General features: G+C 71.3%; 22 protein-coding genes. 19 read left to right on the forward strand and 3 right to left on the reverse strand.

What is annotated here, in order from left to right; all coding sequences use genetic code 11:
* Positions 1–236 precede the first annotated feature (236 nt).
* Positions 237–818, reverse strand: a complete 582-nt coding sequence (locus K7G60_RS23895; protein WP_225802984.1) for a TetR/AcrR family transcriptional regulator — start codon at positions 816–818, stop codon at positions 237–239.
* A gap of 127 nt (positions 819–945) precedes the next feature.
* On the opposite strand from K7G60_RS23895, the gene K7G60_RS23900 reads away from it, so the two are divergent.
* From K7G60_RS23900 to K7G60_RS23915, 4 genes are all read left to right on the forward strand, one after another.
* A complete protein-coding gene (locus tag K7G60_RS23900; protein WP_225802985.1) occupies positions 946–2,514 on the forward strand; it encodes a serine/threonine-protein kinase in 1,569 nt (522 codons plus the stop codon).
* A gap of 120 nt (positions 2,515–2,634) precedes the next feature.
* A complete protein-coding gene (locus tag K7G60_RS23905; protein WP_225802986.1) occupies positions 2,635–3,801 on the forward strand; it encodes an agmatine/peptidylarginine deiminase in 1,167 nt (388 codons plus the stop codon).
* A 67-nt stretch (positions 3,802–3,868) separates the two neighbouring features.
* Positions 3,869–5,275: a sensor histidine kinase gene (locus K7G60_RS23910; RefSeq protein ID WP_225802987.1), complete on the forward strand. Its 1,407-nt coding sequence runs from the start codon at positions 3,869–3,871 to the stop codon at positions 5,273–5,275.
* A gap of 10 nt (positions 5,276–5,285) precedes the next feature.
* The gene (locus tag K7G60_RS23915) at positions 5,286–5,945 is read left to right on the forward strand and encodes a response regulator transcription factor (RefSeq protein ID WP_225802988.1); all 660 of its coding nucleotides are present in this window, start codon (positions 5,286–5,288) and stop codon (positions 5,943–5,945) included.
* A gap of 211 nt (positions 5,946–6,156) precedes the next feature.
* Here K7G60_RS23915 and K7G60_RS23920 read toward each other — a convergent pair whose 3' ends face one another.
* Entirely contained in the window at positions 6,157–7,017 is an 861-nt protein-coding gene (locus K7G60_RS23920; RefSeq protein ID WP_225803005.1) for a sugar-transfer associated ATP-grasp domain-containing protein, read from the reverse strand.
* Positions 7,017–8,207 carry a 7TM domain-containing protein gene (locus tag K7G60_RS23925; protein ID WP_225802989.1) on the reverse strand — a complete coding sequence of 397 codons (1,191 nt, stop codon included), beginning with the start codon at positions 8,205–8,207 and terminating at the stop codon, positions 7,017–7,019. The genes K7G60_RS23920 and K7G60_RS23925 overlap by 1 nt, the downstream gene beginning before the upstream one ends.
* Positions 8,208–8,359: 152 nt before the next feature.
* On the opposite strand from K7G60_RS23925, the gene K7G60_RS23930 reads away from it, so the two are divergent.
* From K7G60_RS23930 to K7G60_RS23995, 15 genes are all read left to right on the forward strand, one after another.
* A complete protein-coding gene (locus K7G60_RS23930; RefSeq protein WP_225802990.1) occupies positions 8,360–8,941 on the forward strand; it encodes a TetR/AcrR family transcriptional regulator in 582 nt (193 codons plus the stop codon).
* A gap of 341 nt (positions 8,942–9,282) precedes the next feature.
* Positions 9,283–9,978 (forward strand): urease subunit gamma, encoded by a 696-nt coding sequence (ureA, locus tag K7G60_RS23935; protein WP_225802991.1) that lies wholly within the window; start codon positions 9,283–9,285, stop codon positions 9,976–9,978.
* A complete protein-coding gene (locus K7G60_RS23940) occupies positions 9,975–11,726 on the forward strand; it encodes an urease subunit alpha (protein ID WP_225802992.1) in 1,752 nt (583 codons plus the stop codon). Before ureA ends, K7G60_RS23940 begins: the two co-directional genes overlap by 4 nt.
* Positions 11,727–11,888: 162 nt before the next feature.
* The gene (locus K7G60_RS23945) at positions 11,889–12,905 is read left to right on the forward strand and encodes an agmatine/peptidylarginine deiminase (RefSeq protein ID WP_225802993.1); all 1,017 of its coding nucleotides are present in this window, start codon (positions 11,889–11,891) and stop codon (positions 12,903–12,905) included.
* A 78-nt stretch (positions 12,906–12,983) separates the two neighbouring features.
* Positions 12,984–14,663: an ABC transporter substrate-binding protein gene (locus tag K7G60_RS23950; RefSeq protein WP_225802994.1), complete on the forward strand. Its 1,680-nt coding sequence runs from the start codon at positions 12,984–12,986 to the stop codon at positions 14,661–14,663.
* Positions 14,660–15,619: an ABC transporter permease gene (locus tag K7G60_RS23955; protein ID WP_225802995.1), complete on the forward strand. Its 960-nt coding sequence runs from the start codon at positions 14,660–14,662 to the stop codon at positions 15,617–15,619. The genes K7G60_RS23950 and K7G60_RS23955 overlap by 4 nt, the downstream gene beginning before the upstream one ends.
* Positions 15,616–16,470 carry an ABC transporter permease gene (locus tag K7G60_RS23960; protein ID WP_225802996.1) on the forward strand — a complete coding sequence of 285 codons (855 nt, stop codon included), beginning with the start codon at positions 15,616–15,618 and terminating at the stop codon, positions 16,468–16,470. Before K7G60_RS23955 ends, K7G60_RS23960 begins: the two co-directional genes overlap by 4 nt.
* Positions 16,467–17,456: an ABC transporter ATP-binding protein gene (locus K7G60_RS23965; RefSeq protein ID WP_225802997.1), complete on the forward strand. Its 990-nt coding sequence runs from the start codon at positions 16,467–16,469 to the stop codon at positions 17,454–17,456. The genes K7G60_RS23960 and K7G60_RS23965 overlap by 4 nt, the downstream gene beginning before the upstream one ends.
* Complete coding sequence (locus K7G60_RS23970) at positions 17,446–18,243, forward strand: ABC transporter ATP-binding protein (RefSeq protein WP_225802998.1); 798 nt, start codon at positions 17,446–17,448, stop codon at positions 18,241–18,243. Before K7G60_RS23965 ends, K7G60_RS23970 begins: the two co-directional genes overlap by 11 nt.
* 73 nt (positions 18,244–18,316) lie before the next feature.
* The gene (locus K7G60_RS23975) at positions 18,317–18,658 is read left to right on the forward strand and encodes an agmatine deiminase family protein (RefSeq protein WP_225803006.1); all 342 of its coding nucleotides are present in this window, start codon (positions 18,317–18,319) and stop codon (positions 18,656–18,658) included.
* 89 nt (positions 18,659–18,747) lie between these two features.
* Entirely contained in the window at positions 18,748–20,199 is a 1,452-nt protein-coding gene (locus K7G60_RS23980) for a cytosine permease (RefSeq protein ID WP_225802999.1), read from the forward strand.
* A 59-nt stretch (positions 20,200–20,258) separates the two neighbouring features.
* Entirely contained in the window at positions 20,259–21,428 is a 1,170-nt protein-coding gene (locus K7G60_RS23985) for an agmatine/peptidylarginine deiminase (RefSeq protein ID WP_225803000.1), read from the forward strand.
* Positions 21,429–21,835: 407 nt separating this feature from the next.
* Entirely contained in the window at positions 21,836–22,261 is a 426-nt protein-coding gene (panD, locus tag K7G60_RS23990) for an aspartate 1-decarboxylase (RefSeq protein WP_225803001.1), read from the forward strand.
* A 953-nt stretch (positions 22,262–23,214) separates the two neighbouring features.
* Complete coding sequence (locus tag K7G60_RS38910) at positions 23,215–23,346, forward strand: hypothetical protein (protein WP_037675104.1); 132 nt, start codon at positions 23,215–23,217, stop codon at positions 23,344–23,346.
* Positions 23,347–23,443: 97 nt separating this feature from the next.
* Positions 23,444–24,208, forward strand: a complete 765-nt coding sequence (locus K7G60_RS23995; RefSeq protein ID WP_225803002.1) for a DUF4239 domain-containing protein — start codon at positions 23,444–23,446, stop codon at positions 24,206–24,208.
* Positions 24,209–24,515 lie beyond the last annotated feature (307 nt).

Raw genomic sequence — 24,515 nt, forward strand, 5'->3', positions numbered from 1 at the left:
CGTGAAGGGCACGCGGGGCCGGGGATTCGACGGGCGGGCGCCATGGGGGCGAGGGCGTGGACAGCGGTCCCATCGCCCGTCCGCGGGTGGCGGGCGCGACCCTTTGGGTGGTCGGCGACGCCTGGCCGGATACGGTGTGCCCTCACTCTGGCATTGACTGAAAATTCAGTCAAGTTTGCGTGGGTGGCCCGCGCGGCGGAGTCGCCCCTCTGTGGGACCCTCTCGTGCGTCCGCTGTCAGCGGTCCAGTCGTTCGACCTCGATGGAGACCGCCTCCTTCACCAGTTCGCGAGCGTGGTCCAGGGGTAGTGCGCCGCTGAGCCAGCGGGTGCTGAGACCCTCCAGGAGGCCGGTGAGCCTCTCCGCGGCCGCCGTGAGGGCCGGCGCGGGAGCCGACGGCCGGATGCAGCCCAGCAGGTCCGCGACATCGTGGATCCAGGTCAGCGTGGCCCTGGCGAGATCTCCGCGCAACTCGTGCTCGAAGATCGCGCTGGCGCGCAGCTCGCCCCAGGCCGTGCTGTTCTCGCGGACCTCCGGGAGGTTCTGGAACTCCAGCAGCAGGGACTGCTCCAGTTCCCGTCGGGCATCGTGCGGCCCGGTGGCGCTGTTCTCGTCGGACGTGTACCGGTCGGCCCGGTCGCTGATGAACTCCAGGGTGTGGCGAAGGACGCCGGCCCGGTCCTTGAAGTGGTAGTAGATCAGCGCGGTGGACACCCCGGCCTCGGTCGCCAGTTCCTCCATGCGCAGCCCGCGCACTCCCCGCCGCGCTATGACTCGGGCGGCACCTTCCAAGATGGCCCCTCGGCGATCCGTCGCCACGTGATCTCCTCCTCGGTGGTCTGAACCAGCAGTGTCGCATATTGACTGAATCTTTAGTTAGGGCCAGTATGCGTCAGTCGCATCAGCCGACACGCCGTTCGTTCCACATCGTCGAAAGAGCCACCGCATGTCCGCTCAGCTTCCTGGTGCACAGCCTGCTCACGCGGCGCTGACGGCCGACGACCCGCGAGAGATCGGTGGCTACCGCCTCCAGGCCCGTCTGGGAGCGGGCGGCATGGGCGTGGTGTACCTGGCGCACACCCCCGGCGGCCGCCCGATCGCGCTGAAAGCGGTGAGGGAGGAGTTCGCGGGGGACCCCGAGTTCCGCCTGCGGTTCGCCCAGGAAGTGGCCAGCGCCGAGCGCATCCACGGCCTGTTCACCGCGCAGGTGGTCGCCTCGGGCGTGGACGCCCCGACCCCGTGGCTCGCCACCGCCTACATTCCCGGCCCGTCCCTGCATCAGGTGGTCCAGCGCCACGGCCCGCTCCCGGTGCGAACGGTGCTGATGCTCATGGCGGGTGTCGCCGAGGCCCTTCAGGCGATCCATCGTGCCGGCGTCGTCCATCGCGACCTCAAGCCCGCCAACGTACTGATCGCGGAGGACGGGCCTCGCGTCATCGACTTCGGCATCGCGCGCGCGGCCGACGCCGTCGCGTTGACCGGGGCCGGCCTGAGCATCGGCACGGCGGCGTTCATGGCCCCCGAGCAGGCGCTGGGGCGACCGGTGTCCGCGGCCACCGACGTGTTCGCGCTCGGCGCGCTCATCGCGTATGTGGCGAGCGGTGAGGCTCCCTTCGGGGCGGGGCCGGAGTCGGCCGCCCTGTACCGGGTGGTCCACGAGCGGCCCGACCTCGCCCGCGTACCGCACGACCTGCGCGATCTGCTGGCCTGGTGCCTGGCCAAACGACCGGAGGACCGCCCCACGACGGCGGACCTGATCGCCGCCGTCCACGCCCATCCCCTGGTCGGACCCCGCCCGGAGTTCGCCGAGGGCTGGCTGCCCCAGTCGATCAGCAGCGAGGTGGCGGGGCGGGCGGCACGCCCGGCGCCCGTCCACGCTCAGCCCACTCTCGCGGCCCCGACCCCAGCCCCGGCTCCGCCCCCGACCCTGGCCCCGGCGCCCCTGCCTCCGCGGCCCGGGGGCGACGCCCCGGCCGACCCCTCCTCGCGCCGTCGGGCGCGGAAGGGGCGGCGCCGCCTGATCGTGGCGGTCCTCGCCGTGCTCGCGATCCTCGTGACGGCCGGTGGTGCCGTCTACCTCCTCGATGTGCCGGCCGGGGGCGACGCGGCCGGGTCCGGCCCGTCGTACCCCGCGGCCGATTCCTATGCGTCCGTCGGCAAGGAGGTGGAGCTGACCTCCCCTGACGCCTCCTATGAATTCGACCTGAAGTCCGGGAAGGTCGTCCCCGCGGACACGGCCACGTGGTACCTGGCGCGCGACCGGTCGGAGTTCGTCCTCCCCGAGGACAGCGACGCCTTCGTCTCCGCGACGGAGGAGCTCGGCCCCGCCGACTGCGTGCGGGGCATCGACACGGAGCCGGTCACCCGGATCGCCTTCGCGGACCTGGCCGACGAGCGGCCCTTCTGTGTCCGCAGCTCCGACGGGAAGGGCATCGTCGTCGTGCGGCTGATAGAGGCCCAGGCCGGCGGCGGGCCGGTCACGGCGGCGATCGAGCGTTATCGCAGTGATCGGTGATCGGTGATCGGTGATCGCAGTGATTGGTAGGGGACATGGTCCCGAAGTGATTATTGACTGAATTTTCAGTCTGCGGAACCATGCGTGCAACACCCGCCCCTCCCCTCAGGTAGGAGTTCCATGGACACGTCCACGACGTCCCGACGCCGACTGCTCCAGCTCGGTGCGGCGGCTCTGCCGCTCGCGGCCCTCGGATCGGTGCTGCCCGCGGCCGCACACGCCGCCACCAGCCCTTCCGGCGCCACGCTGCGGATGCCCGCGGAGCACGACCCCCACGTACGGACCTTCATGGCCTGGCCCGCGCTGTCCTCGGTCTGGTCCACGTACTTCACCGGCGTCCGCCGTGACATCGCCCGCGTGGCCGACGCGATCTCCCGCTACGAGCCCGTCGTGGTGCTCGCCCGTCCCGAGCAGGCGGCCGACGCGCGGTACCAGTGCGGAGCCGGTGCCCATTACGGCATCGAGGTCGTCGAGATAGCCAACGACGACCTGTGGATCCGGGACTTCGGCCCCACCTTCGTCGTCGCCCCCGGCGCCGTCGCCGGCGTGGACACCAACTTCAACGGCTGGGGCAAGACCGGCACGAGCTACTACCAGCCCTACGCCAACGACGCCGCCGCGGCCGCGACCCTCCTCGGCCGGTACGGCGTCCCGCGCGTCCAGGCGGGGTTCGTCGGCGAGGGCGGCTCGCTGGAGACCGACGGCCAGGGCACCCTGCTCGCCACCGTCAGCTCGCTCGTCAACGCCAACCGCAACCCGGGCATGACCCAGGACCAGGTCGAGCAGGCGATGAAGTCGGCCCTCGGCATCGACAAGGTGATCTGGGTGCCCGGACTCGCGGGTCAGGACATCACCGACTGCCACATCGACTGCCTGGCCCGCTTCGTCGCACCGGGACGCGTCATGCTCGACCAGCCCGGCCCCGGCACCGACCCCAAGTGGGTCGCCGTCTACAACGAGACCAAGCAGATCCTGCTGAGCGCCACCGATGCCCAGGGTCGTCCCCTGACCGTCACGGAACTCCCCGGCCCGGACCGCAGCCGCATCCGCGGCAAGGACAGGGGCAGCGCCTTCCTGTCCAGCTACACCAACTACTACACCGCCAACGGTGCCGTGCTCGTCCCCCAGTTCGGCGACGACCACGCCGACGGCGTGGCCTCCACCATCCTCGCGGCCGCCTACCCCGGCCGGACCGTCGTCCAGCTCGACATCGACAACATTGCGACCGGCGGCGGCGGCATCCACTGCGCCACCCAGTCGCAGCCCGTCGTCCCCCCGGCCGTCTGACCGGGCGACACCGGATGAACCGCCGGTCGCCGTCCACCGGCGGCGACCGGCCCTCTTGGAGAGTGGTATGCGGGACCGGACGCTTCGGCCGATCGCCGATCTCGCGCTGATCGCCGTGACCGCGGCGACGGTCGCGGCCCTGTTGGACTGGGACAGTTGGAGCTCCGAGCAGGGCGCGCTGTTCGGGACGGCGGGACAGCTCACCACGACCGGGGGAGCGGTGGCGTCGGTGTTCGTCCGCCGACGACGGCCCGCGACGGCGCTCGTCGCCGCGGCCACGCTCATGGCGTTCGAGCCGTTGACCGGCGGAGCCCTTACCATCGTGGCCTACACGGCGGGCCTGAACTGGATCCGTCTCCACCACCGCGTCCTCACCCTGACCGCGTCCATGACGGCGCCCCTGGCCGTCACCCTCGCCCACTCGGCCGCGGAGCCTGCACCGATCCTCGAGTACGACGTGATGGTCGTCCTCGTCACGGGCATCGTGTGCGGGATCCTGCCCGGTCTCGCCGGAGCACTGACCGGCCAGCGCGAGCGGCTGCTCCGAGCCCTGGAGGAACGCAACGCCTTCCTGGAGCGGGCCCACCGCTCGGCGGAGGAACAGGCCAGATCCCGCGAACGCTCGCGGATCGCGGGCGAGATGCACGATCTGCTCGGTCACCGGCTGAGCCTCATCGCCCTGCACTCCGGCGGCCTCGAAATGGCCGGCGAGACGGGTGACCCCGAGGTGCGCCGCAGTGCGCTCCTGGTGCACAGCACGGTGCGTCAGGCGATGGCCGAGCTGCGGGACGTCCTGGGGGTCCTGCGCGCGGGGGATCCGCTTTCTGGCACGTCGGAGCCCCTGACCGTGAAGACGGGCACCCACGCGGAGGTCGCCGCCCTGGTGGCCCAGTCACGTACGGCCGGGATCGCCGTACGTCTCGAGTGGACCGGCGAGGACTTGACGGGGGAGAGCCCCACCGCTCGGCGCGCCGTGGACCGGGTGATCCGCGAAGCCCTGACCAATGTGCACAAGCACGCCGCCGCGGCGGACGTGCGGGTCGTCGTACGCAGGGAACCCCGGCAGGTAGGGGTCGAGGTGCGCAACGGACCCGAGAGCCGGGCCGCACGGGCGGTCAGGCTTCCGGGCGGCGACCTCGGGCTCGTCGGTCTCCACGAGCGGATCCGTCTGCTCGGCGGCACCCTGCGCGCCGGACCCGCGATCGACGGCGGGTACGCGGTCGACGCCCGCATCCCCCTGGGGTCCGGCCCCGCCGTGGCGAACGCGCCCGCCCCGGCCGGACGGCACGTCGTGGCGACGGCGCGGACATGGCCGCACCGGCTCGTGAGCGCCGCCGCCATGGCCCTCGGCGTGGTGGGTGTCGTCGCCGTGCAGTTCGTCACCCTCGCCTTCGTCCCCTACCCCGAGGTGGACGGGACCTCCGACCTCGAAGAGGCCGCCTTCTCCATGCCCTTCCGGCAACCCACGACGTGAGGCTCTCCCCGTGATCCGTGTTCTCCTCGCCGACGACCAGGAACTGGTCCGCGCCGGCATCAAGCTGGTGCTCAAGCACGCCGACGGCATCGACGTCGTGGCCGAGGCGTCGGACGGCCACGAGGCGTCGGTGCTCGCCGCCCGGCACGACGTGGACGTCGCGATGCTCGACATCCAGATGCAGGGCACCGACGGACTCCGCGCGGCGGAACGGATAGCGGAGCGGACGCCGTCGGTCCGCGTGGTCATGCTCACCACCTTCGGCGAACACGCTTACGTGGAGCGCGCCCTGAAGGCGGGGGTGACGGGCTTCCTCCTCAAGGACAGCACCCCGCAGGAACTCATCCAGGCCGTCCGCAGGGTCGCATCCGGCGCGCCGGTCGTGTCCCCCCAGATCACCCGGCACCTCATCGACCGGTACCTCGACAGCGGCGAGGAGCCGGCCGATCCGCGCCTGGACCGGATCGCCGATCTCACCAGCCGCGAGCGTCAGGTCCTCGCAATGGTGGGCACCGGCGCCTCCAACGCGGAGATCGGCAAGCGGCTGCACCTGGGGGAGGGCACCGTCAAGGCCTATGTGAGCCGCATGCTGACGAAGCTGCGCTGCGCCAACCGCGTCCAGGCGGCCATCCTGGCCCACGACGCCCGGCTCCTTCAGGGCGAGAGGTGACCGGCCGTCGGTGAAGGACCCGGAACGGGAGCGGTGGATCGCCCGTCCGGCCCCGGACCGGGTGCGGTCGTCCGCTCGTCCGCCGACACCTCCCTACCCGGGTCAGTGTCGGAAGCCTGCCGCGGCGGTTGTACGCCCGCGGCACTGACCGCGAGGAACACACCGGCCGCGCCGGCGACGAAGAACTTGGATACGAGCGCGGTCCAGCGCATCACGGGCTCCATGGGTGGGTGGTCGCGGCCATCAGGCCGTGACCGGTGACGTTCTGGATCTGCAGTCCGGGCCGCGCGTTGACCTCTAGGATCAACGGCCCCCGATCGGCGTCGACGACGACGTCCGCGCCCAGATAGTGCAGGCCGGTCGCCGCCGCGCAGCGGCTCGCCGCGTCGAGCACCTCCGGCCAGTGCGGAACGGTCGCGCCGATCAGCCGTGCGCCGGTGTCCGGGTGGGTCTCGGTCGGCTCCTTCCCGACCAGGGCGTGGGTGATCCGGCCGGTGGCCAGATCGACGGCGGCGCCGATGGCCTTCTGGTGCAGGTTGGCCCGCCCTCCGCTGAAGCGGGTGGGCAGCCGTAGCATCGCGAGGCGGGGCCTGTCGTGATCGCAGATCACCCGGATGTCCGGCAGCCCCTGATGGGACAGCCGGGCCAGGTCGGGGTGGGCCCGGATCAGCGGTTCGAACATGGCCCAGTCGGTGGGGCGCGGAGAGAAGTCCCCGTCCAGGATGCGCCGCAGCTGGTCGGCGACCCTTTCCCTGGTGATCCGTTTGCCGGAGGAGGACGTCCAGTTCTGGCGACGCCTGCCGAAAGCCAGCAGGATGCCGTTGCCTCCCAGGCTCTGGTTCGGCTTGAGGGCCCAGCGGTCGGGCAGGCCGTCCCAGTCCAGCGAGGCGATCTCCCGGCGCGAGCGCAGCAGGGCCAGGGTGGGGGAGGTGGGGGCGCCGACCTCGGCCAGCGCCTCCTTGGTGGCGTGTTTGTCGTTGACGAGCCGGATGGCGGCCGACGAGTTGTGCCGGGCTATCCGGGCGTTGCGCAGGTTCATGCCCATGACCGGGTCCCAGCCGCGAAGCCACATCACGCCTTCATCTCCTGCCTCTTGGCCGCGGGCGCGAAGCGGAAGAGCTCGCTCAGACGGAGCCCGCGGTACGTTCCCGCGATCGATGTCCACACGGCACACACGATCGCGAGCTGGAGGGGCGCCGCCTCCGCGACCTCGCGCACGTACGGCGTCAGGAGGAGCAGCGCCACCAGGACGGCCGTGCCCATGGTCAGGGCGGCTCCCGTCGCGGCGGCCCTCACGCCGTCGAGGTCCCACGCCTCCCACAGGCGCTCGGTGACGATCGCCGTGACGACGACCGGCAGCGACATCCCCCACGAGTCCGAGAGCCCGAAACCGCCCAGGGCGAGCTGGGCGGCGATCAGGCCCGAGGTGACCACCGCGATCAGCACGCCGAGCCGGGCGACCCGCGGAAGGTGCAGGCGGCGCAGCAGGGGCTGCACGGCGAACCCGAGCGCGAACATCACGAGCGTCAGCGGCACGCCGAGGGGCAGGCCCGCCTGCGCGTACGCCAGGGCCAGCAGCACCGGGCTGAACGTGCCCAGGGTGTTCAGTCCGACGACCACCCGGAGCACCACGATCAGCAGGGCCGCCAGGGGCAGCAGCGCCATCATCGACACGGGGTCGATCGCCGGTGCCCTGGCGAACAGGATGCGCAGGGCCGACGGCGCGGCGACGGAGTCGGGCTGGGTGAGCAGCCGCTTGCCCACGGCCACGTGAAGTCCCCGGACCTCCTGTCGTCCGAGCAGGACGGGAGTCTCACGCTTGGAGCGGTTGTTGACGCTGAGCTTGGCGACGAAGGAGCGGCCGGCCAGCCGCACCGTGGCGTCGACCACCGGGCGCTTCTCACGGCCGAGCGCCGACCCCACGGTGATCCTCGGCACCGCGGCAAGGTCGAAACCGAGCTCCTTCGCCAGTGCCGTGTCCACCGACGACGTAGACGCACCGGTGTCGATCAGAGCGAGGACCTCGGAACTGCGTCCTGTCGGTCCGCTGATGCGCACCATCTCCCGTTCGCCGATGACCTCGGGCGACCGGCTCAGGGGCCTGTCGGGGGAGCCGAGCACCCCCAGCAGCAGGAAGCTCAGGCAGGCCACGGCGGCCAGCACCTTCACGACCACGGGCACCTTTCCGCGGCCACCGCGGCGGGCGCCCGCCGCCCGCTCCCCGTTCTCCGGACTCTCTTCGTACTTCTGCAGGTCATGCATGGGAAAAGCCTTGAACAGGGGGTCGGCTCCCAGTAGTACCGATCGGCCCGCGGAGGGCAACGAAAGTTGTCCGTGCGCCGTTTCCGACCCCGCCCGTCCCCTCGGCAGGGCCGTGATCCTGTCCATCGGACGGGCCCGGTAAGGTTTGGGCCATGGCGTCTCGCAGCACTCAGCTCCTCGAAGCCGCCGCCCGGGTGATCGCCCGGCGCGGGGTCCGAGGCCTGCGCGTGGAGGAGCTCGCCGCCGAGGCGGGCGTGTCCACCGCGCTGATCTACTACCACTTCAAGGACCGCGCCGGGATCCTGCGCAAGACGCTGGAGTTCATCAGCGACCGCGCCGAGCGCTACACGACCCACCGCGACCCGGACGCCGAACCGCTCAGCCCGCGCGAGGAGCTGGAGCAGACGCTCCTCCTCGAACTCCAGGACTCGACCGAGGTCAGGGAGAACAGCACCGCCTGGGGGGAGTTGCGGGCCAGCGCCGTCTTCGACGAGGTGCTGCGCGAAGACCTGCTGCGTGCCACCCGGGTCTGGGTGCAGGAGGTGGCGGCCCTGTTGGGCCAGGTCCGGCCGATGGCCTCGGCAGCCGCCCTCGAGTCCGCCGCCGAGCGACTCACCGCCCTCCTGGAGGGTCTGAGCATGCGCTGGCTCAGCGGTACGCTCCAGATCGCCCACGCCCGGACCCTGATGGGCGAGGCCATCGACGCCGAGATCGACCGGCTGGACCGCTCGTAACGCGGTTCTCCCCGGCACACGGCGCGCCGTGCCGACCGTGACGGACCCGGTCGTCCGGTGCGGGCCGCCGCCGATCGCGGGACGGCGCGCCTTCGGCGAGATCGATCGGTTCATGCGCCGCCGCCTGATCGGGGCGTGCACCAGGACCTGACCGGTTCCCGCCCTCCACTGAGAGTGGCGGAGGCGGGTTTCCGCAGGTCCACTGTCTTGACTGATATTTCAGTCAGTGCGACAGTGAATTTCCTCCACCCGTTTCTGACGTTTCGCGGAAAGGAAGGGACGACCTTGCGTGTGACCAGGCCCTTCAGACGTGCAGCCAGGCCTTTCAGGCAGGCGACGACATGCCCCTGACCCCCACCGAGCGCGACCGGCTCCTCCTCTTCACCGCCGCCCAGCTCGCCCGGACCCGCCTGGAGCGCGGACTGCGGCTCAACGTGCCGGAGGCGACCGCGCTGATCGCCGACACGGTGTGCGAGGCCGCGCGTGACGGCCTTCGTCTGGCCGAGGCGCTCGACCGCGGACGCGGTGTCCTCGGCCCGGACGACGTGCTCCCCGGCGTCACCGACGTCGTGACGGAGATCCAGGTCGAGGCGGTGTTCGACGACGGCACCCGGCTGGCCGTCATCAGCGCTCCGTTCGGCGAGGTGGAGCACGACGACGGCGCACCCGGGGCCGTCCTGCCCCACACGGACACCCTGCCGGAGCCGGAACCGGCGGTCACTCTGCGAGTGCGCAACACGGCCACGGTCCCGGTCAGCGTGACCTCGCACTTCCACTTCTTCGAGGCGAACCCGCGGCTGGACTTCGACCGGGCCGCCGCCTACGGGATGCGACTGGCGGCCCAGGCCGGCTCGTCCACCCGGTTCGACCCCGGCGCCGTCGTGGAGGTCGGACTCGTACCGATGGGGGGCGACAGGATCGCCATCGGTTTCGCGGGCCTGGTCGACGGCCCGCTCGACGCGCCCGGCACGAAGGCCGAGGCCCTCAAACGCGCCGCCGCCTGCGGCTACCTCGGAGCGGAAGGGGCAGAGCGATGAGCAGGCCCACCAGACACAGTGACCACTGCGCGCCCGGCAGCAGTCGGCACATCGACCCGCACGAGTACGCCACCGTGCACGGGCCCCGCGCGGGGGACCGGGTCCGGCTCGGTGACTCGGGGCTCGTCGTACGGGTGGAGTCGGACGCGCAGGCGTACGGCGACGAGTTCCTGGCCGGCTTCGGCAAGACCGCCCGCGACGGCATGCATCTGAAGGCCGCGGCCGTCCGCGAGACCTGCGACGTCGTCATCACCAATGTCCTGGTCATCGACGCCGTGCAGGGCATCCGCAAGGTGTCCGTCGGCATCCGTGAGGGCCGGATCCACGCCATCGGGCGGGCCGGCAACCCCGACACCCTCGACGGTGTCGACGTCGTCGTCGGGACGGGAACGACGATGATCCCGGGGGAGGGGCTCATCGCCACCGCCGGTGCGATCGACACCCACGTCCATCTGCTCTCTCCCCGGATCATGGAGGCGTCCCTCGCCTCCGGCGTCACCACGATCATCGGCCAGGAGATCGGGCCGAGTTGGGGCGTCGGCGTCAACTCCCCCTGGGCCCTGAAGCTCGGGTTCAACGCCTTCGACGCGTGGCCGGTCAACATCGGCTTCCTCGCCCGGGGTTCCGCGTCCGACGAAGCCCCCCTGGTCGAGGCGTTGGCCGAGGGCGGTGCCTGCGGCTTCAAGGTGCACGAGGACATGGGCGCCCACACCCGGGCCCTGGACACCGCACTGCGGGTCGCCGAGGAGCACGACGTCCAGGTCGCGCTGCACTCCGACGGCCTGAACGAGTGCCTGTCGGTCGAGGACACCCTCAAGGTCCTGGAGGGCCGGACGATCCACGCCTTCCACATCGAGGGCTGCGGCGGCGGACACGTCCCCAACGTCCTGAAGATGGCGGGCGTGCCGAACGTCATCGGCTCCTCCACCAACCCCACGCTGCCCTTCGGGCGGGACGCGGTCGCCGAGCACTACGGGATGATCGTCTCCGTCCATGCGCTCAAGACGGATCTGCCCGGCGACGCGGCGATGGCGCGCGACCGGATCCGGGCCGGGACAATGGGCGCGGAGGACGTCCTGCACGACCTCGGCGCGATCGGGATCACCTCCTCCGACGCGCAGGGGATGGGAAGGGCCGGCGAGACCGTACGCCGGACCTTCGCCATGGCCGGGAAGATGAAGGCCGAGCTCGGCCCCATGGAGGGCGACGGCGCGCACGACGACAACGCGCGCGTGCTGCGCTACATGGCCAAGCTCACCATCAACCCGGCGATCGCCCACGGCCTCGCCCACGAGATCGGCTCGATCGAGGTCGGGAAGATGGCCGACATCGTGCTGTGGCGCCCGCCCTTCTTCGGCGCCAAACCGCAGATGGTCATCAAGAACGGCTTCCCCGCCTACGGGGTGACCGGCGATCCGAACGCCGCCACCGACACCTGCGAACCGCTGGTCCTGGGACCGCTGTTCGGCGCGCACGGTGCCGCTCCGGCCGAGCTGTCCGTCGCCTTCGTCAGCCGCGCCGCCGCCGAGTCGGGGTCGTTCGGCTCGCCGTACGACATGCTGGGCACGCGGCGCAGGCGTGTGGCCGTACGGGGGACCCGGGGCATCGGACCGGCCGACATGGTGCGCAACGCCCGCCTCGGACAGGTGGACGTGGACCCGCACAGTGGTCTCGTGACCCTGGACGGAGCTCCGATGCGCTCCGAGCCGGCGGAGCAGGTGCCATTGAGCCGCCTGTACTTCCTCTGATCCCTCCCCTGAATGAACCGAGAAAAGCATGCCTCCACTCTTGACTGAAATTTCAGTCGAATGGAGGATGCTGTTCACACCGCGTACCCGTTCCTGCGCCTCCGCCCGGCCGAGCCGGCCGCCGCCGACGGGTACTTCTGGCGAAACGAAGAGAGACCCGTGATGACTGCATTCCGTATGCCTGCCGAGTGGTCCGAGCACGAGGGGTGTCTGATGGCCTGGCCCGTCCGTGAGGACCTGTGGGGCAGCGTGCTGGACGACGTCAAGGAGGAGTACGCGAACGTCGCGCGTGCGATCGCCGAGTTCGAGCCCGTGACCATGGTCGCGCCGCCCGGCCACGGCGAGGAGGCCAGGAGCAGGTGCGGTCAGGAGATCACCGTGGTGGAGCTGGCCCAGGACGACTCGTGGTTCCGGGACTCCGCCCCGCTGTTCGTGCTCGACGGTGACGGCAACCGCGCCGGAGTGGACTTCCGCTTCAACGCCTGGGGCCGCAAGCACAGCCCGTACGACTCCGACGACCGGGTCAGCGGCCTCCTCCTGGAGCACCTGGGCGTCGAGCGCATCCCCTCCGACATGATCCTGGAGGGCGGGGCGATCACGGTCGACGGCGAGGGAACGCTGATCACGACCGAACAGTGTCTCCTGCACCCCAACAGGAACCCCGGCATGAACCGGGACGAGATCGAGGCCGAGCTGAAATCCCAGCTCGGAGTCAGCAAGGTTGTATGGCTGCCGTACGGCGGCCTGCTGGACACGGAGACCGACGGGCACGTCGACGGCGTCTGCGCCTTCGCCGCCCCGGGTACCGTGGTGGTCTCCCTCCCCGACGACCCCGAGCACCCGGACTACGCCCGGATGCGGGCCAACCGCGCGGTTCTCGAATCGACCCGGGACGCCCGCGGCCGCCGACTGGAGATCATCGACGTCCCCCAGACCGCGTTCGTCGAGATGCCGGACGGAGCGGTCGAGGTGTCGTACCTGAACTACTACGTGGCCAACGGCGGCGTCGTCGTCCCGGTGGCGGGCGTGCCCCAGGACGAGGCCGCGCTCGCCGTGATCGCCTCGGCATACCCGGGCCGCAAGGTCGTCCCGGTGCAGGCGATCGCGATCGCGTTCGGCGGGGGCGGCGTGCACTGCATCACCCAGCAGATCCCCGCCGCACGTCCCTCCGCCGCGTAAAGCGGTCCCGCCGCTCCCGACGGGCCGGCCCCACGGCCCGTCACCCCTCCGCATCCCTCACGGAAAGACAGCGCGCCGATGACGACCTCCCCCGTCCAAGGCCCCAGACGGCCCTCCCGCCGTCGCGGCCGGATCGCCGCCGCGACCGCGGTCCTGGCCTCGTTCGCCCTGCTCGCGGCCTGTTCCGGTCCGCCCAAGAGCGGCACGGGCAGTACCGGCGCAGAGGTGAAGCTCTCCGCCTCGACGCCTCCGGCCCGCGGCGAGATCGACTCCTTCACCTGGGCCGTCTACGCCGAGCCGCCCACCCTCGACTACACGGTCGCGTTCGACTACCCGCAGAACACGATCCTGTCCAACGTGTGCGAGAGCCTGATGCGCTGGACCCCGGGGCTCACCGTGCAGCCCGGCCTGGCCCGGAAGGCCTCGAACCCCGACCCCAACACCTGGGTCTACGACCTGCGCGCGGGCGTCCGCTTCCACGACGGCAAGGTGATGACCGCCGACGACGTGGTCTACAGCCTCGGCCGACAGCGGGACCCGAAGAACGCCGCCGCCTGGGCCCAGGTCTTCCAGAACGTCACCTCCGTGACGAAGACCGGCCCCCTCCAGGTCACCGTCAAACTCAAGAAGACCGACTCGCAGTTCCCCCAGTACATGGCGACCGCCGCGGGCGTCGTCGCCTCCAAGGCGGGCGTCGAGGCGGCCGGCAAGGACTACGGCACCTCCGGAGACCTCGCCTGCACCGGTCCGTTCAAGCTCGGCGCGTGGAGCAAGGGCCAGTCGATCGAGCTGGAGCGCTTCGACGGCTACTGGGGCACGAAGGCCAAGGCGAAGAAGGCCGTCTTCCGGATCCTGACCGACCCCTCGGCCCGCACCAACGCCATGCTCAGCGGCGAGATCGACGGCGGCTACCTGATCCCCACCGAGAGCTACGACCGCCTCAGGAACAGCGGCGTCGGCACCCTCTGGTTCGGCGAGGGCCTCAGCACGGTCAACGTCAACATCACCAACATGACGGGCCCGCTCGGCGACCTCCGGGTCCGCAAGGCGCTCTCCCTGGCCCTGGACCGGTCCGGCTTCGTCAAGGCCGGCCTCGGCGGCGCCGGCACCGTCACCGCCTCGCTCACCACCCGAGCCGCCTGGGCCGGAGCCTCGGAGCAGACCCGCGAGGCCGCCTTCGACGGACTGCCGCCGGCCGCCCAGGACATCGAGAAGGCCAAGGCGCTGATCAAGGAGGCCGGCGCCACGGGCAAGACCCTGACCGTCGCCACCAGCTCCATCGGCCAGGACGTCTCGCTCCTCGCCACCGCGATCCAGTCCGCCGGCACGCAGATCGGGCTGAGGATCAACCTCAGGACGATCGCCCCCAACGCCTTCACGGCGCTGTTCACCGACCCGACGGCGCGCGAGGGAATCGACATGTTCCCGCTCACCTACTACAACTCGATCACCGACCCGCTGGACCTGCTGCAGAACTTCAAGACCGGCGCCTACATGAACTTCGCGGACTTCAGCGACAAGGGCTACGACGCGCTCGTCGACCAGGCCACCGGCGTGTACGAGCCGGAGCAGCGGATGAGGATCGAGACGGAGATGCAGAAGCGGGTGGCCGAGCAGCTGCCCTGGATCCCGGTCGCCGAGTGGCCCACCGCGGTCTTCCTCAACAAGAGGATCACCGGCGCCCCCACCACCATCTCGTACATGTACCACCCGTGGGCCGCCAGCGTCGGCGCGGCGGACGCGGGGGCCACGCGGTGAACTTCGCGAGATTCGCCGTACGCCGGGTGGCGGAGATGGCCGCCACCCTGCTGTGCGCGTCGTTCGTGGTCTTCGGCGCCATGTACCTGGCGCCGGGCAACCCCGCGAGCTTCCTGCTCTCGGGCCGCTCGGCCTCACCGGAGGCCCTCGCCGCGATCAACGCCCAGTACCACCTCGACGACCCCTTCCTCGTCCGCTACCTCCGCTGGCTCGGCGACATCGTCCACGGAGACTTCGGCCGGTCCATCACCTACCGCACGGACGTCTCCCGGCTCCTCGCCGACCGCCTGCCCACCACGCTGCTCCTCGTGGTGATGGCACTGGCCGTGGTCGTCGTGGTCGGCCTCGTCCTGGGAGGGGTCGCCGCCGTACGCGGCGGCGGCACCGACTCGGCCATCCTCGTCGGCACCACGATCGCCGTCGGTACCCCCTCCTTCGTCGCGGCCGTCCTGCTCCAGGGACTCTTCGCCGTCCACCTCGGCTGGTTCCCCAGCAGCGGCTCCGGCGACGGCTTCCTCGACCGGGTATGGCACCTCACCCTGCCCGCGGTCGCCCTCGCCCTGTACCTGATCGGCATGCTCGCGCGGGTCACCCGCTCGGCCATGCTGGAAGCCCTCGACAGCGAGCACGTCACGGTCGCTCGCAGCCGCGGCGTCCCGGAACGCCAGGTCATCCGCCGGCACGTCTTCCGGAACTCGCTGGGAACCGTCCTGACCACCGGCGGCCTGATCGTCTCGACGCTGCTGGTCTGCACGATCCTCGTGGAGACCGCCTTCAGCATCGGCGGCATCGGCCAGCTCCTCGAACTGTCCACCTCGACCAAGGACTTCCCGACGGTCCAGGCCATCTCCCTGATCATCGTCGCCCTGTTCATGATCGTGAACCTCATCGTCGACCTCCTGCTGCCGCTGGTCGACCCGCGGATCACTCTCGGAGCGAGGAGTTCCTCCGCATGACCGCCGTCCTGACCCGCAGGCCCGGCCTCGCGAAGATCCGCACCGCCCGGTCCCCGCTGTACCTGGCCTGCCTCGGCCTCGTCGCCCTCGTCACGGCCGCCGCGCTCCTCGCGCCGTGGCTCGTGCCGTACGACCCCAACGCCGTCGACCTCGGCAACGCGCTGGCCGGGCCCTCCCCGGAGCATCTGCTCGGGGTCGACGCCGCCGGGCGTGACACCTTCTCCCGGCTGCTCCTCGGCGCCCGCACCTCGCTGCTCGGTCCGCTCGGCGTCGTCGTCTTCTCCACCCTCGCCGGAATCGCGGTCGGCACGGCCGCGGGCTGGCGGGGCGGCTGGCTCGACTCCGTCCTCTCGCGCAGCACCGAGCTCGTCTTCGCGTTCCCCGGCATGCTGCTCGCGATCCTCGTCATCTCGATCTACGGCGAGGGACTCCTCGCCCCGGTCATCGCGCTCTCCATCGCCTACCTGCCGTACGTCAGCCGGCTCACCCGCTCCCTCGTCCTGGCCGAACGCAAACGTCCTTACGTCAGCGCCTACCAGGTCCAGGGACACTCGGCCCTCCAGATCAGCCTGCGCCACATCCTGCCCAACATCGCCCCCGTCGTCCTCGCCCAGTCCACCATCAACTTCGGCTACGCACTGATGGACCTCGCCGGCCTGTCCTTCCTCGGCCTCGGCGTACCCGCGCTCACTCCCGACTGGGGCCGCATGGTCTTCGACGGCCAGACCGCCATCCAGCGGGGCTATCCGCTCTCCGCGGTCCTGCCCAGCGTGTTCATCGTGCTCACCGTCGTCGCCTTCAACGTCGTCGGAGAGCGCTGGGCCGACCGCGTCGCCAGGAGAGACCGATGACTTCCACGTACACGCTCGACGTCCAAGGGCTGCGGATCACCCTGCCCGGCACGGCCCGCCCCGTCCTCGACGGCGTCGACCTCCACGTCGCCGCCGGCGAGACCGTCGCCCTCGTCGGAGAGTCCGGATCCGGGAAGACCCTCACCTCGCGCAGCGCGCTCGGCCTGCTGCCTCCCGGGGCCGTCGTCGAGGGCCGGGTCCGCGTGCTCGGACACGACGTGCTCGCCATGCGGGGCGAGCAGCTGCGCGCCCTGCGCACCGACACCGTCGCCATGATCTTCCAGGACCCCCGCGCCGCCCTCAACCCCCTGCGCCGCATCGGCGACTTCCTCACCGAGAGCGTCACCCTGACCGGCGGCATGACCCGGACGGACGCCACCGCCCGCGCAGCCGAACTCCTGCGGGCGGTCGGCCTGGACGACTCCGCCCTGCACAAGTACCCCGGCCAGGTCTCCGGCGGCATGCTGCAACGCGTCGTGATCGCCGCCGCGCTCATGGGAGACCCCGAACTCCTCCTCGCGGACGAGCCCACCACGGCGCTCGACGTCACCACGCAGGCCGAGGTCATCGCGCTCCTGGCCGAACTGCGGGCACGCTTCCGCACCGGACTGCTCTTCGTCACCCACGACCTCGACCTCGCCGCCGCCATCAGCGACCGCGTCTACGTCATGTACGCCGGCCGGATCGCCGAGAGCGGCCCCGCCGAAGCCCTCTTCGCCCGGCCCCGGCACCCGTACACCGCGGCGCTGCTCGCCTCCACCCCCCGCCTCGAAGCCCCGCAGGGGCGGCTCGCCGCCATCGACGGGCAGCCCCCCGACCTGCGCCACGAACTGCCCGGCTGCCCGTTCGCCGCCCGCTGCCCCCTCGCCACGGAGGTCTGCGAGCAGCAGGTGCCCGAGCCGACCACCGCACCGGGCCTGCCGACGCACCAGGCCGCGTGCCACCACAGCGACCGTCTCACGGAGAGCCCCGCCGATGCCCGATAACGTCCTGGAGGCCGTGGGCCTCCACCGCACCTTCGGGAGCGTTCGCGCCGTCGACGACGTGTCCTTCGCACTCCCCGAGGGCGGGTCCCTGGGCATCGTGGGCGAGTCCGGCTCCGGCAAGACCACCACCGCCCGGATCGTCGTCGGTCTCGAACAGGCCGACGGCGGAGAGGTCCGGGTACGCGGCCGGGCCCGCGGCACGCGGGTCCGCGGCCGGGCCCGGCGCCTGGCACGCGCGCGAGAGGTCCAGATGGTCTTCCAGGACCCCTACCTCTCCCTCGACCCGAGGACCAGCGTCGAACAGGTCCTGCGCGAGACCCTGCGCCTGCACTTCCCCGGCACCGACCACGACCGGCGCGTCCGGGAGCTCCTCGACCAGGTCGGCCTGGGCACCCGAGCCGCCGACGCCCGGCCGAAGCAGCTCTCCGGTGGCCAACGCCAACGCGTCGCCATCGCCCGCGCCCTCGCCGTCGAACCGGCCGTCCTCGTCCTGGACGAGGCGGTCGCCGCCCTCGACGTCTCCGTACAGGCGCAGATCCTCAACCTGCTCGCCGACATCCGCGAGGAGACCCGGATCGGCTACCTGTTCATCACCCACGACCTCGGCGTGGTCCGCTGCGTCACCGACGACGTCATCGTCATGCGCAAGGGCCGTGTCGTCGAGGCGGGTCCCACGGCCGAGGTGCTCGCCGCACCCCGACACCCCTACACACGGCTGCTTCTGGAATCCGTACCCCGTCCGGACTGGGATCCGGAGGCGATCGCCGCTGCCCGTCGGGCGCTCTGACGGCCGGTGGGGGCACACGACGCCCGCTGCGGGCGCACGCGCTCGTGCGCCCGCCCCGGCTCTGCTCCGAGTCCTGAACCGGCGTGGCTTCCTCGTCACCGTCGGAGCGACCGCCGTCGGCGATTTCCACCTCTGCAACGGCGCCGTCATCTCCGCCCGGTTCGGTGACCGGAGGGCGAACGAGGCCGCCCGGACGACGCTGCGACGCCTGTACCCCGACCGGTACGTCGAGCAGCTGGACATCGACCGCCTCGGCACGGGCGGCGGACAGCCGACGCCGACGCCGTCGACCGTCGTGGACGTGGTGACCGCGGCGGACGCGCGTCTGCTGCGGAGCAGGGCCGAGCCGGAGAGGCCCGCCGCCCTGGCTGAAATTTTCGTCAATTCGCCGTTCAAGTTATTGACTGAAATTTAAGTCAATCCCTACGGTGGGCGCACCCGAACGGCGCCGCGGATTCCCGGGCGCCGGCGGATTCGTGGAAGCACCCGTGAACAGGAGCCCACATGGGGCCAGTTGATTCGCCGACGTATGATCCCGCCCCCGCCGCAGGGATCGAGCAGCACTCGATCGATTGGGTGCCCCTCTCGGAACGACATGGCAAACCGTCGAGCGTCGGGGCCATCTGGTTCGTCGGCAGCCTCAACCTCACCGGTCTGGCGACCGGTGTCGTGACGCTGTCCATGGGGGCCTCCCTCGTGTGGACGGTGATCGCCACCGTTCTCGGCTCGCTCTTCGGCACCTTCTTCATGGCGTTCCACTCGGCCCAGGGGCCCCAGTTGGGGCTGCCCCAACTCGTACAGTCCAGGCCCCAGTTCGGCTACCTGGGGGCCGCGCTCACCGTGTGGGTGTTCGCCCTGATCAACTACGTGGCCTTCAACACGTCCGACGCCCTGCTGTCCGGCCAGGCCATGAACCTGCTCACCGGGATACCCAACACCCTCGGCTACCTCCTCGCCGCCGCGGTGGCGACCGTGATCGCCCTCTTCGGGTACGAGTGGATCCACAAGCTCAACAAGTGGCTCACCTGGCCCTTCGTCGTGATCACCGCGGCCGTCACCGCGGCAGCCCTGTTCGGCGGAGGGCTGCCGGACGGCGTCTGGAACGCGGGGCCGTTCGAACTCGCTCCGTTCATGCTCGTGTTCGTCTTCGTCGCCGGCTTCCAGCTGGGCTGGGCACCGTATGTCTCGGACTACTCGCGCTACCTCAGACCCGACGTCCCCGTGCGCAGCACCTTCTGGTGGACCTACCTGCCCAGTGCGGTCTCCGGGATCTGGGTCTTCGTCCTCGGTGCCGTGGTCTCGGCCGGCGCCCCCGAGGGCACGGACCCGGTCACCGCCCTGAAGCTGTCGGCCGACCGGCTGTTCGACGGGTTCGGCACGGTCGCGGTCGTCGTGCTGCTGGTCGGACTGCTCTCCATCATGGCGATCAACCAGTACGGCGGCAGCCTCACGATGATCTCCATCGTCGACTCGTTCCGGCCGGTCAAACCGACCCGGACCATCCGGGTCGCCACGATCGGGATCATGCTGGCCGCCGTCGGGACGGTCTCCACCCTCGTCGGTATCGACCAGTTCAACTGGTTCTTCGCCAACGTGGTGGTGGTCCTGACGTACCTGTTCATCCCGTGGACGGCCATCAACCTGGTCGACTTCTTCTTCGTCCGGCGCGGCCAGTACGTCGTCAAGGAGATCTTCAACCCGCACGGGGTCTACGGCCGGTGGGGCTGGCGCGGAAACCTCGCCTACCTGATCGGACTGGCCTGCATGGCCCCGTTCATGGTCATCACCGGCCTCTTCGTCGGGCCCGTCGCAGAGCGCCTCGGCGGCGTCGACTGCTCGGTCCTCGTCGGCCTGCCGGTGGCCGGAGGCCTCTACTGGGCCTTCGCCCGAAGTCTCGACCTGGCCACCGAACGCCGGATGGTCCGGGAGGAGGGACTGCTGGACCCACTCCACTGAGCGACCCGCAGAGCAACCCGCGCCCGCACGTACAGAACCTTTGAGAGAAGGAGCACCACGTGAAGACAGAGCACGACGGCGAACGACCGGGCATCAGCCGCAGAAGCCTCCTGGCCCGAACCGGAGCGGTCGCGGCCGCCCTGGCGGCCGGACCCGTCCTCGGCGGGATCCAGCCCGCCATGGCCGCGTCCTGGAGGGTCCCCGGTGAGGACGAGTCGCACAAGCGGACCTGGATGGCCTGGCCGTCCAGCTACACGATCTGGGGCAACCTGCTGTCCAAGATCCAGGCCGACATCGCCAAGCTCGCCAAGGAAGTCGCCAAGTACGAGCCGGTCGTCATGTGCGCGGACGGCTCGTCCGCCGCCTCGCAGGCCAGGACCATGTGCGGATCCACGGTCACCGTGATCAGCTCGATTCCGGTCTCGGACTGCTGGATGCGGGACACCGGCCCGCTGTTCCGCGTCGACGGAGCGGGCGGCCTCGACGCCTTCGGCCTCAACTTCAACGCCTGGGGCGAGAACGCCACGACCTTCTACGGCCTCCCCGCCTCCGCCTACGACAAGGACCGCACGGTCGCGCCCAAGGTCGCCGCCTACAGCGGCGCCCCGTTCGCGAAGGCGTCCGTGGTCGGCGAGGGCGGCGGCGTGGAGTACGACGGCGACGGCACCCTGATGGCCACCGAGAGCTGCTGGCTGAACGCCAACCGCAACCCCGGCAAGTCCCGCAGCCAGATCGAGGCGGAACTGCTGTCCCGCTTCGGCGCGTCGAAGATGATCTGGCTGCCCGGCGTCACCGGGCAGGACGTCACCGACGGCCACATCGACGGAACCGCCCGCTACATCCGGCCCGGCGTGGTCATGGTGCAGCTGGCCGGCGCCGTACGCCCCGACGTCTGGACCGCCAACGCCCAGGCCATCCGCGACACCCTGGTCGCCGCGACCGACGCCAGGGGCCGCCGGCTCCAGGTCCTCACCATCGAAGGACCCGACACCCTGCCCCGCATCCAGGCGGGCAAGCAGGCCGACTTCCTCAGCTCCTACATGAACTGGACGGTCACCAACCAGGCGATCATCACCACCCAGTTCGGCGACACCGCCAAGGACGCGGCGGCCAAGTCGGCCATCGCCGCCGCCTACGGCCGCCCCGTCGTCCAGCTCAACCTCGACAACCTCTACGGCAACGGCGGCGGAGGCGCCCACTGCGTCACCATGCAGGAACCCAACCGCTGATCCACCGGCCCGGGTCCTGTCCGCGGGACCCGGGCCGTTCCGAGCGACCGGCTGTGGACCGGTCGCAGTGAAATGCGGAACGCAAGGGGTACGGCCTGCCTTACGGCGACCGGTTGCCCGGTGGGCAAGTCCGAGGCGTTCTCCGGGGAAGCGAGTCGATCTGACCCCTCTTCCTTCGTGTGACGCACCGTCGGGAAAGTCAGCATTCGGTCAGCATGAGTCCCCGCGCGTTCAGGGGCGGTCCATCCCGGCAGGCGCCGGTGCGGCGCGAAATCCCAGGTGGGAAGCCGTCCAGCCCGACCGGAGCGATGTTCCTCACAAACATCGTTCGGCGTGTCCCGGTGTACAGTCGAGACCGCCCTTGACCTGCACAAAGCAGGCAGGGAGCCGTCTTAGAGGAGTCCCAAGTGCTGCGTACTCTGTTCAAGTCCAAGATCCACCGCGCCACCGTGACCCAGGCGGACCTGCACTACGTCGGTTCGGTCACCGTCGACGCGGAGCTGATGGAGGCGGCCGATCTGCTGCCCGGCGAGCTGGTCCACATCGTCGACATCGACAACGGGGCCCGCCTGGAGACCTACGTCATCGAGGGCGAGCGCGGCTCCGGCGTCATCGGGATCAACGGTGCCGCCGCCCACCTCGTGCACCCCGGCGACCTGGTGATCCTCATCAGCTACGGGCAGATGGAGGACGCGGAGGCGCGGACCTTCGTGCCGCGCGTCGTGCACGTCGACGGCGACAACCGCATCGTGGAGCTGGGGGGCGACGCGTCCGCTCCCGTCCCCGGCAGCGACACGGTGCGGCCCCCGCACGCCGTGCCCTCCTCCGTCTGAGCGGCGAAAGCCGGATCGAGGCCGTTCCGGGGCTTCGGTGACCGCCGGTCGCCCGGTCCTCTCCGCGAGGGGACCGGGTGACCCGAAGGGCGGGGGCCGGCGGGCGCGGCCGGGGCGGTGGGGCGACCCTGGAGGGGGGAGACCCCGTGCAGGAGGCCCCCGCAAGGGAGACCCGTCGACCGGGAGGTCCGTGATGACCCATCCCTTCCCCGATCCGCTGCCCCCGTCGCCGATCCCTCCGCCGGTTCCCTCGCCGCCGCCGGTGCCCCCGCCGAACCCGGTGCCGGCTCCGCCGGACCCGGCGCCTCCGCCCGCTCCCCAGCCGGGCGGTCCCGTACCGGACCCCGAGCCACGGCCCGAGCCCGGCCCCGCCGGCGGGTGAGCGGAGTCGACTCGGAGGTGACATAAGGGGCCCGGGCTTCCGCGCAACCCTTGTCACGGAGTGTGCGCCACCCCTAACTTGGACGGCTGCTGCTGTGTTCAAGGGGGGCCCATGGCCGTACGCGGACGTCACCGCCGCCACCAGCCGAGCCGGATCAACCGTGCCTCGCTCACCGTCACGGCGGGGGGCGCCCGCGCGGGGCCGGCGCCGATCGGCCGCGGGGCGGGGGGGGCGCGTCTCACCGTCCCCCGCCCCCCCCACCCCCCCCCCGCCGCGCCCCCCCCCCACCCCCGAGCCGACGCCCCCGCCCCCCCCCCCCCCGGCCCGGACGCCCCCGCCCCCCGCCCCGTCCCCGAAGCCCCCCCCGAACCCCGAGCCGCCCCCGCCGCCCGCGCCGAAACCGGCCCCGCCCCGGCCGGCGCCGGAGCCGCCGGCCACCAGGCCCGCACCCCGCCCGGAGCCGCCGCCCCCCGCGCCCCCGGCCACCAGACCGCCGGAGCCCGCGGCCGCGCCTCCGCCGTCCCCGACCCCACCGCCCACCGTGCGGCCCCGACCGCCGTCCCCCTCCTCCGTGGCGCTGCCCCACTACCGCCCGGCGACGCACACCAAGCAGAAGGGGGGCACCTCCGTCGTCACCGCGACGCTGATGATCACCGCCCCGGCCGTCCTCGCGACGGCGATCCTGCGCCCGCGCTCCAAGTGACCCGTGGTCCGGGCGCCCCGCGGTCCCACCGGATCACCGGCCCGCCGAATCACCGGCCCACCGACCCACCGCCCCTCTGAATCCCGCCGGAGGAACCATGTCCGAATGGCTTGTTCTCTCTCTCGCGATGGCCGCAGCCTGTGCCGTCGTGCTCACCATCGTCGTCATCAACAACCGCCGGATCCCCGAGGACGACGACCCCAGCGAGACCCCGGACGTCATCGAGTACATGACGATGATGATCGGCGTGATCTACGCGATCGTCCTCGGTCTGGCCATCGCCGGCGTCTGGGAGGCCCGGGGTGCCGCCCAGGAGACCGTGCGGCAGGAGGCCCAGGCGCTGCACGAGATCTCGGCGCGCGCCGAGGTGTACCCGCAGGAGGTCCGCTCCCGGATCCGCGCGGACGTCGACGCGTACGTCTCGTACGTGGTCCACGACGAGTGGACGTACATGGCCGAGAAGGGCGAGCTCAGCGACGAGGGCACCGCGCTCCTGGAGCGGGTGCGGCGCAGCGTCACCGACTACCGGCCGGCCGACGACTTCGAGGGGCAGGCGTACCAGCCGCTGGTGGACCAGGTGGCCCTCGCCGACGACGCCCGGGGCGCGCGCGGGCAGAGCGCGGGGGCGACGATGCCGGGGGTGGTCTGGTTCGGCCTGATCATCGGGGCCCTGGTGACGGTCGGCCTGATCTTCACGCTGCAGATCCGCAGGACCGGCCGGGAGCTGTTGCTCGCCGGGCTCTTCAGCGTGCTGATCGCCTTCCTGCTGTTCCTCATCTGGGACTTCGACGCGCCGTTCGGCCGGGGCATCTCGGCCACCGCCGCGCCGTTCACCGATCTGTTCCCGCAGATCAGCCCCTGAGGCGACCCGTGCGCATGGGCCACTCGGGGGGCATCGGTGCCCCATTCGCACCTCTGGGATCGCGGCTGTGGTAGTGCGCTCCTAGCGTTCTGGGCAGCGAGGTGCACGGTTCTTCGCGGGAACCCCCTTCCGCGGCTGTCCCTCGGGACCCGGAGGATTCACCATGCACGCCATACGTGCCGCGTCCGCTGCCCTGTTGGGGGCGGTCACCCTCGCCCTGGCCGCCCCCGCCGCCCTCGCCGCGGACGGTGCGCCCGCGACCGGCCCGCGGGCGGCCAGGGCCAAGGCGCCGGGAGATTTCCTCGTG

This window comes from Streptomyces sp. NK15101 (assembly GCF_020400725.1).
Lineage (GTDB): Bacteria > Actinomycetota > Actinomycetes > Streptomycetales > Streptomycetaceae > Streptomyces.

What these genes read in the sequence shown, in the direction of transcription:
- K7G60_RS23970 (WP_225802998.1), top strand. Translation starts at nt 17,446, where the DNA reads ATGCCCGATAACGTCCTGGAGGCCGTGGGCCTCCACCGCACCTTCGGG.
- K7G60_RS23925 (WP_225802989.1), bottom strand. Translation starts at nt 8,207, where the DNA reads ATGCATGACCTGCAGAAGTACGAAGAGAGTCCGGAGAACGGGGAGCGG.
- K7G60_RS23930 (WP_225802990.1), top strand. Translation starts at nt 8,360, where the DNA reads ATGGCGTCTCGCAGCACTCAGCTCCTCGAAGCCGCCGCCCGGGTGATC.
- K7G60_RS23945 (WP_225802993.1), top strand. Translation starts at nt 11,889, where the DNA reads ATGACTGCATTCCGTATGCCTGCCGAGTGGTCCGAGCACGAGGGGTGT.
- K7G60_RS23940 (WP_225802992.1), top strand. Translation starts at nt 9,975, where the DNA reads ATGAGCAGGCCCACCAGACACAGTGACCACTGCGCGCCCGGCAGCAGT.
- K7G60_RS23900 (WP_225802985.1), top strand. Translation starts at nt 946, where the DNA reads ATGTCCGCTCAGCTTCCTGGTGCACAGCCTGCTCACGCGGCGCTGACG.
- K7G60_RS23965 (WP_225802997.1), top strand. Translation starts at nt 16,467, where the DNA reads ATGACTTCCACGTACACGCTCGACGTCCAAGGGCTGCGGATCACCCTG.
- K7G60_RS23960 (WP_225802996.1), top strand. Translation starts at nt 15,616, where the DNA reads ATGACCGCCGTCCTGACCCGCAGGCCCGGCCTCGCGAAGATCCGCACC.
- K7G60_RS23980 (WP_225802999.1), top strand. Translation starts at nt 18,748, where the DNA reads ATGGGGCCAGTTGATTCGCCGACGTATGATCCCGCCCCCGCCGCAGGG.
- K7G60_RS23905 (WP_225802986.1), top strand. Translation starts at nt 2,635, where the DNA reads ATGGACACGTCCACGACGTCCCGACGCCGACTGCTCCAGCTCGGTGCG.
- K7G60_RS23995 (WP_225803002.1), top strand. Translation starts at nt 23,444, where the DNA reads ATGTCCGAATGGCTTGTTCTCTCTCTCGCGATGGCCGCAGCCTGTGCC.
- ureA (WP_225802991.1), top strand. Translation starts at nt 9,283, where the DNA reads ATGCCCCTGACCCCCACCGAGCGCGACCGGCTCCTCCTCTTCACCGCC.
- K7G60_RS23950 (WP_225802994.1), top strand. Translation starts at nt 12,984, where the DNA reads ATGACGACCTCCCCCGTCCAAGGCCCCAGACGGCCCTCCCGCCGTCGC.
- K7G60_RS23920 (WP_225803005.1), bottom strand. Translation starts at nt 7,017, where the DNA reads ATGTGGCTTCGCGGCTGGGACCCGGTCATGGGCATGAACCTGCGCAAC.
- K7G60_RS23910 (WP_225802987.1), top strand. Translation starts at nt 3,869, where the DNA reads ATGCGGGACCGGACGCTTCGGCCGATCGCCGATCTCGCGCTGATCGCC.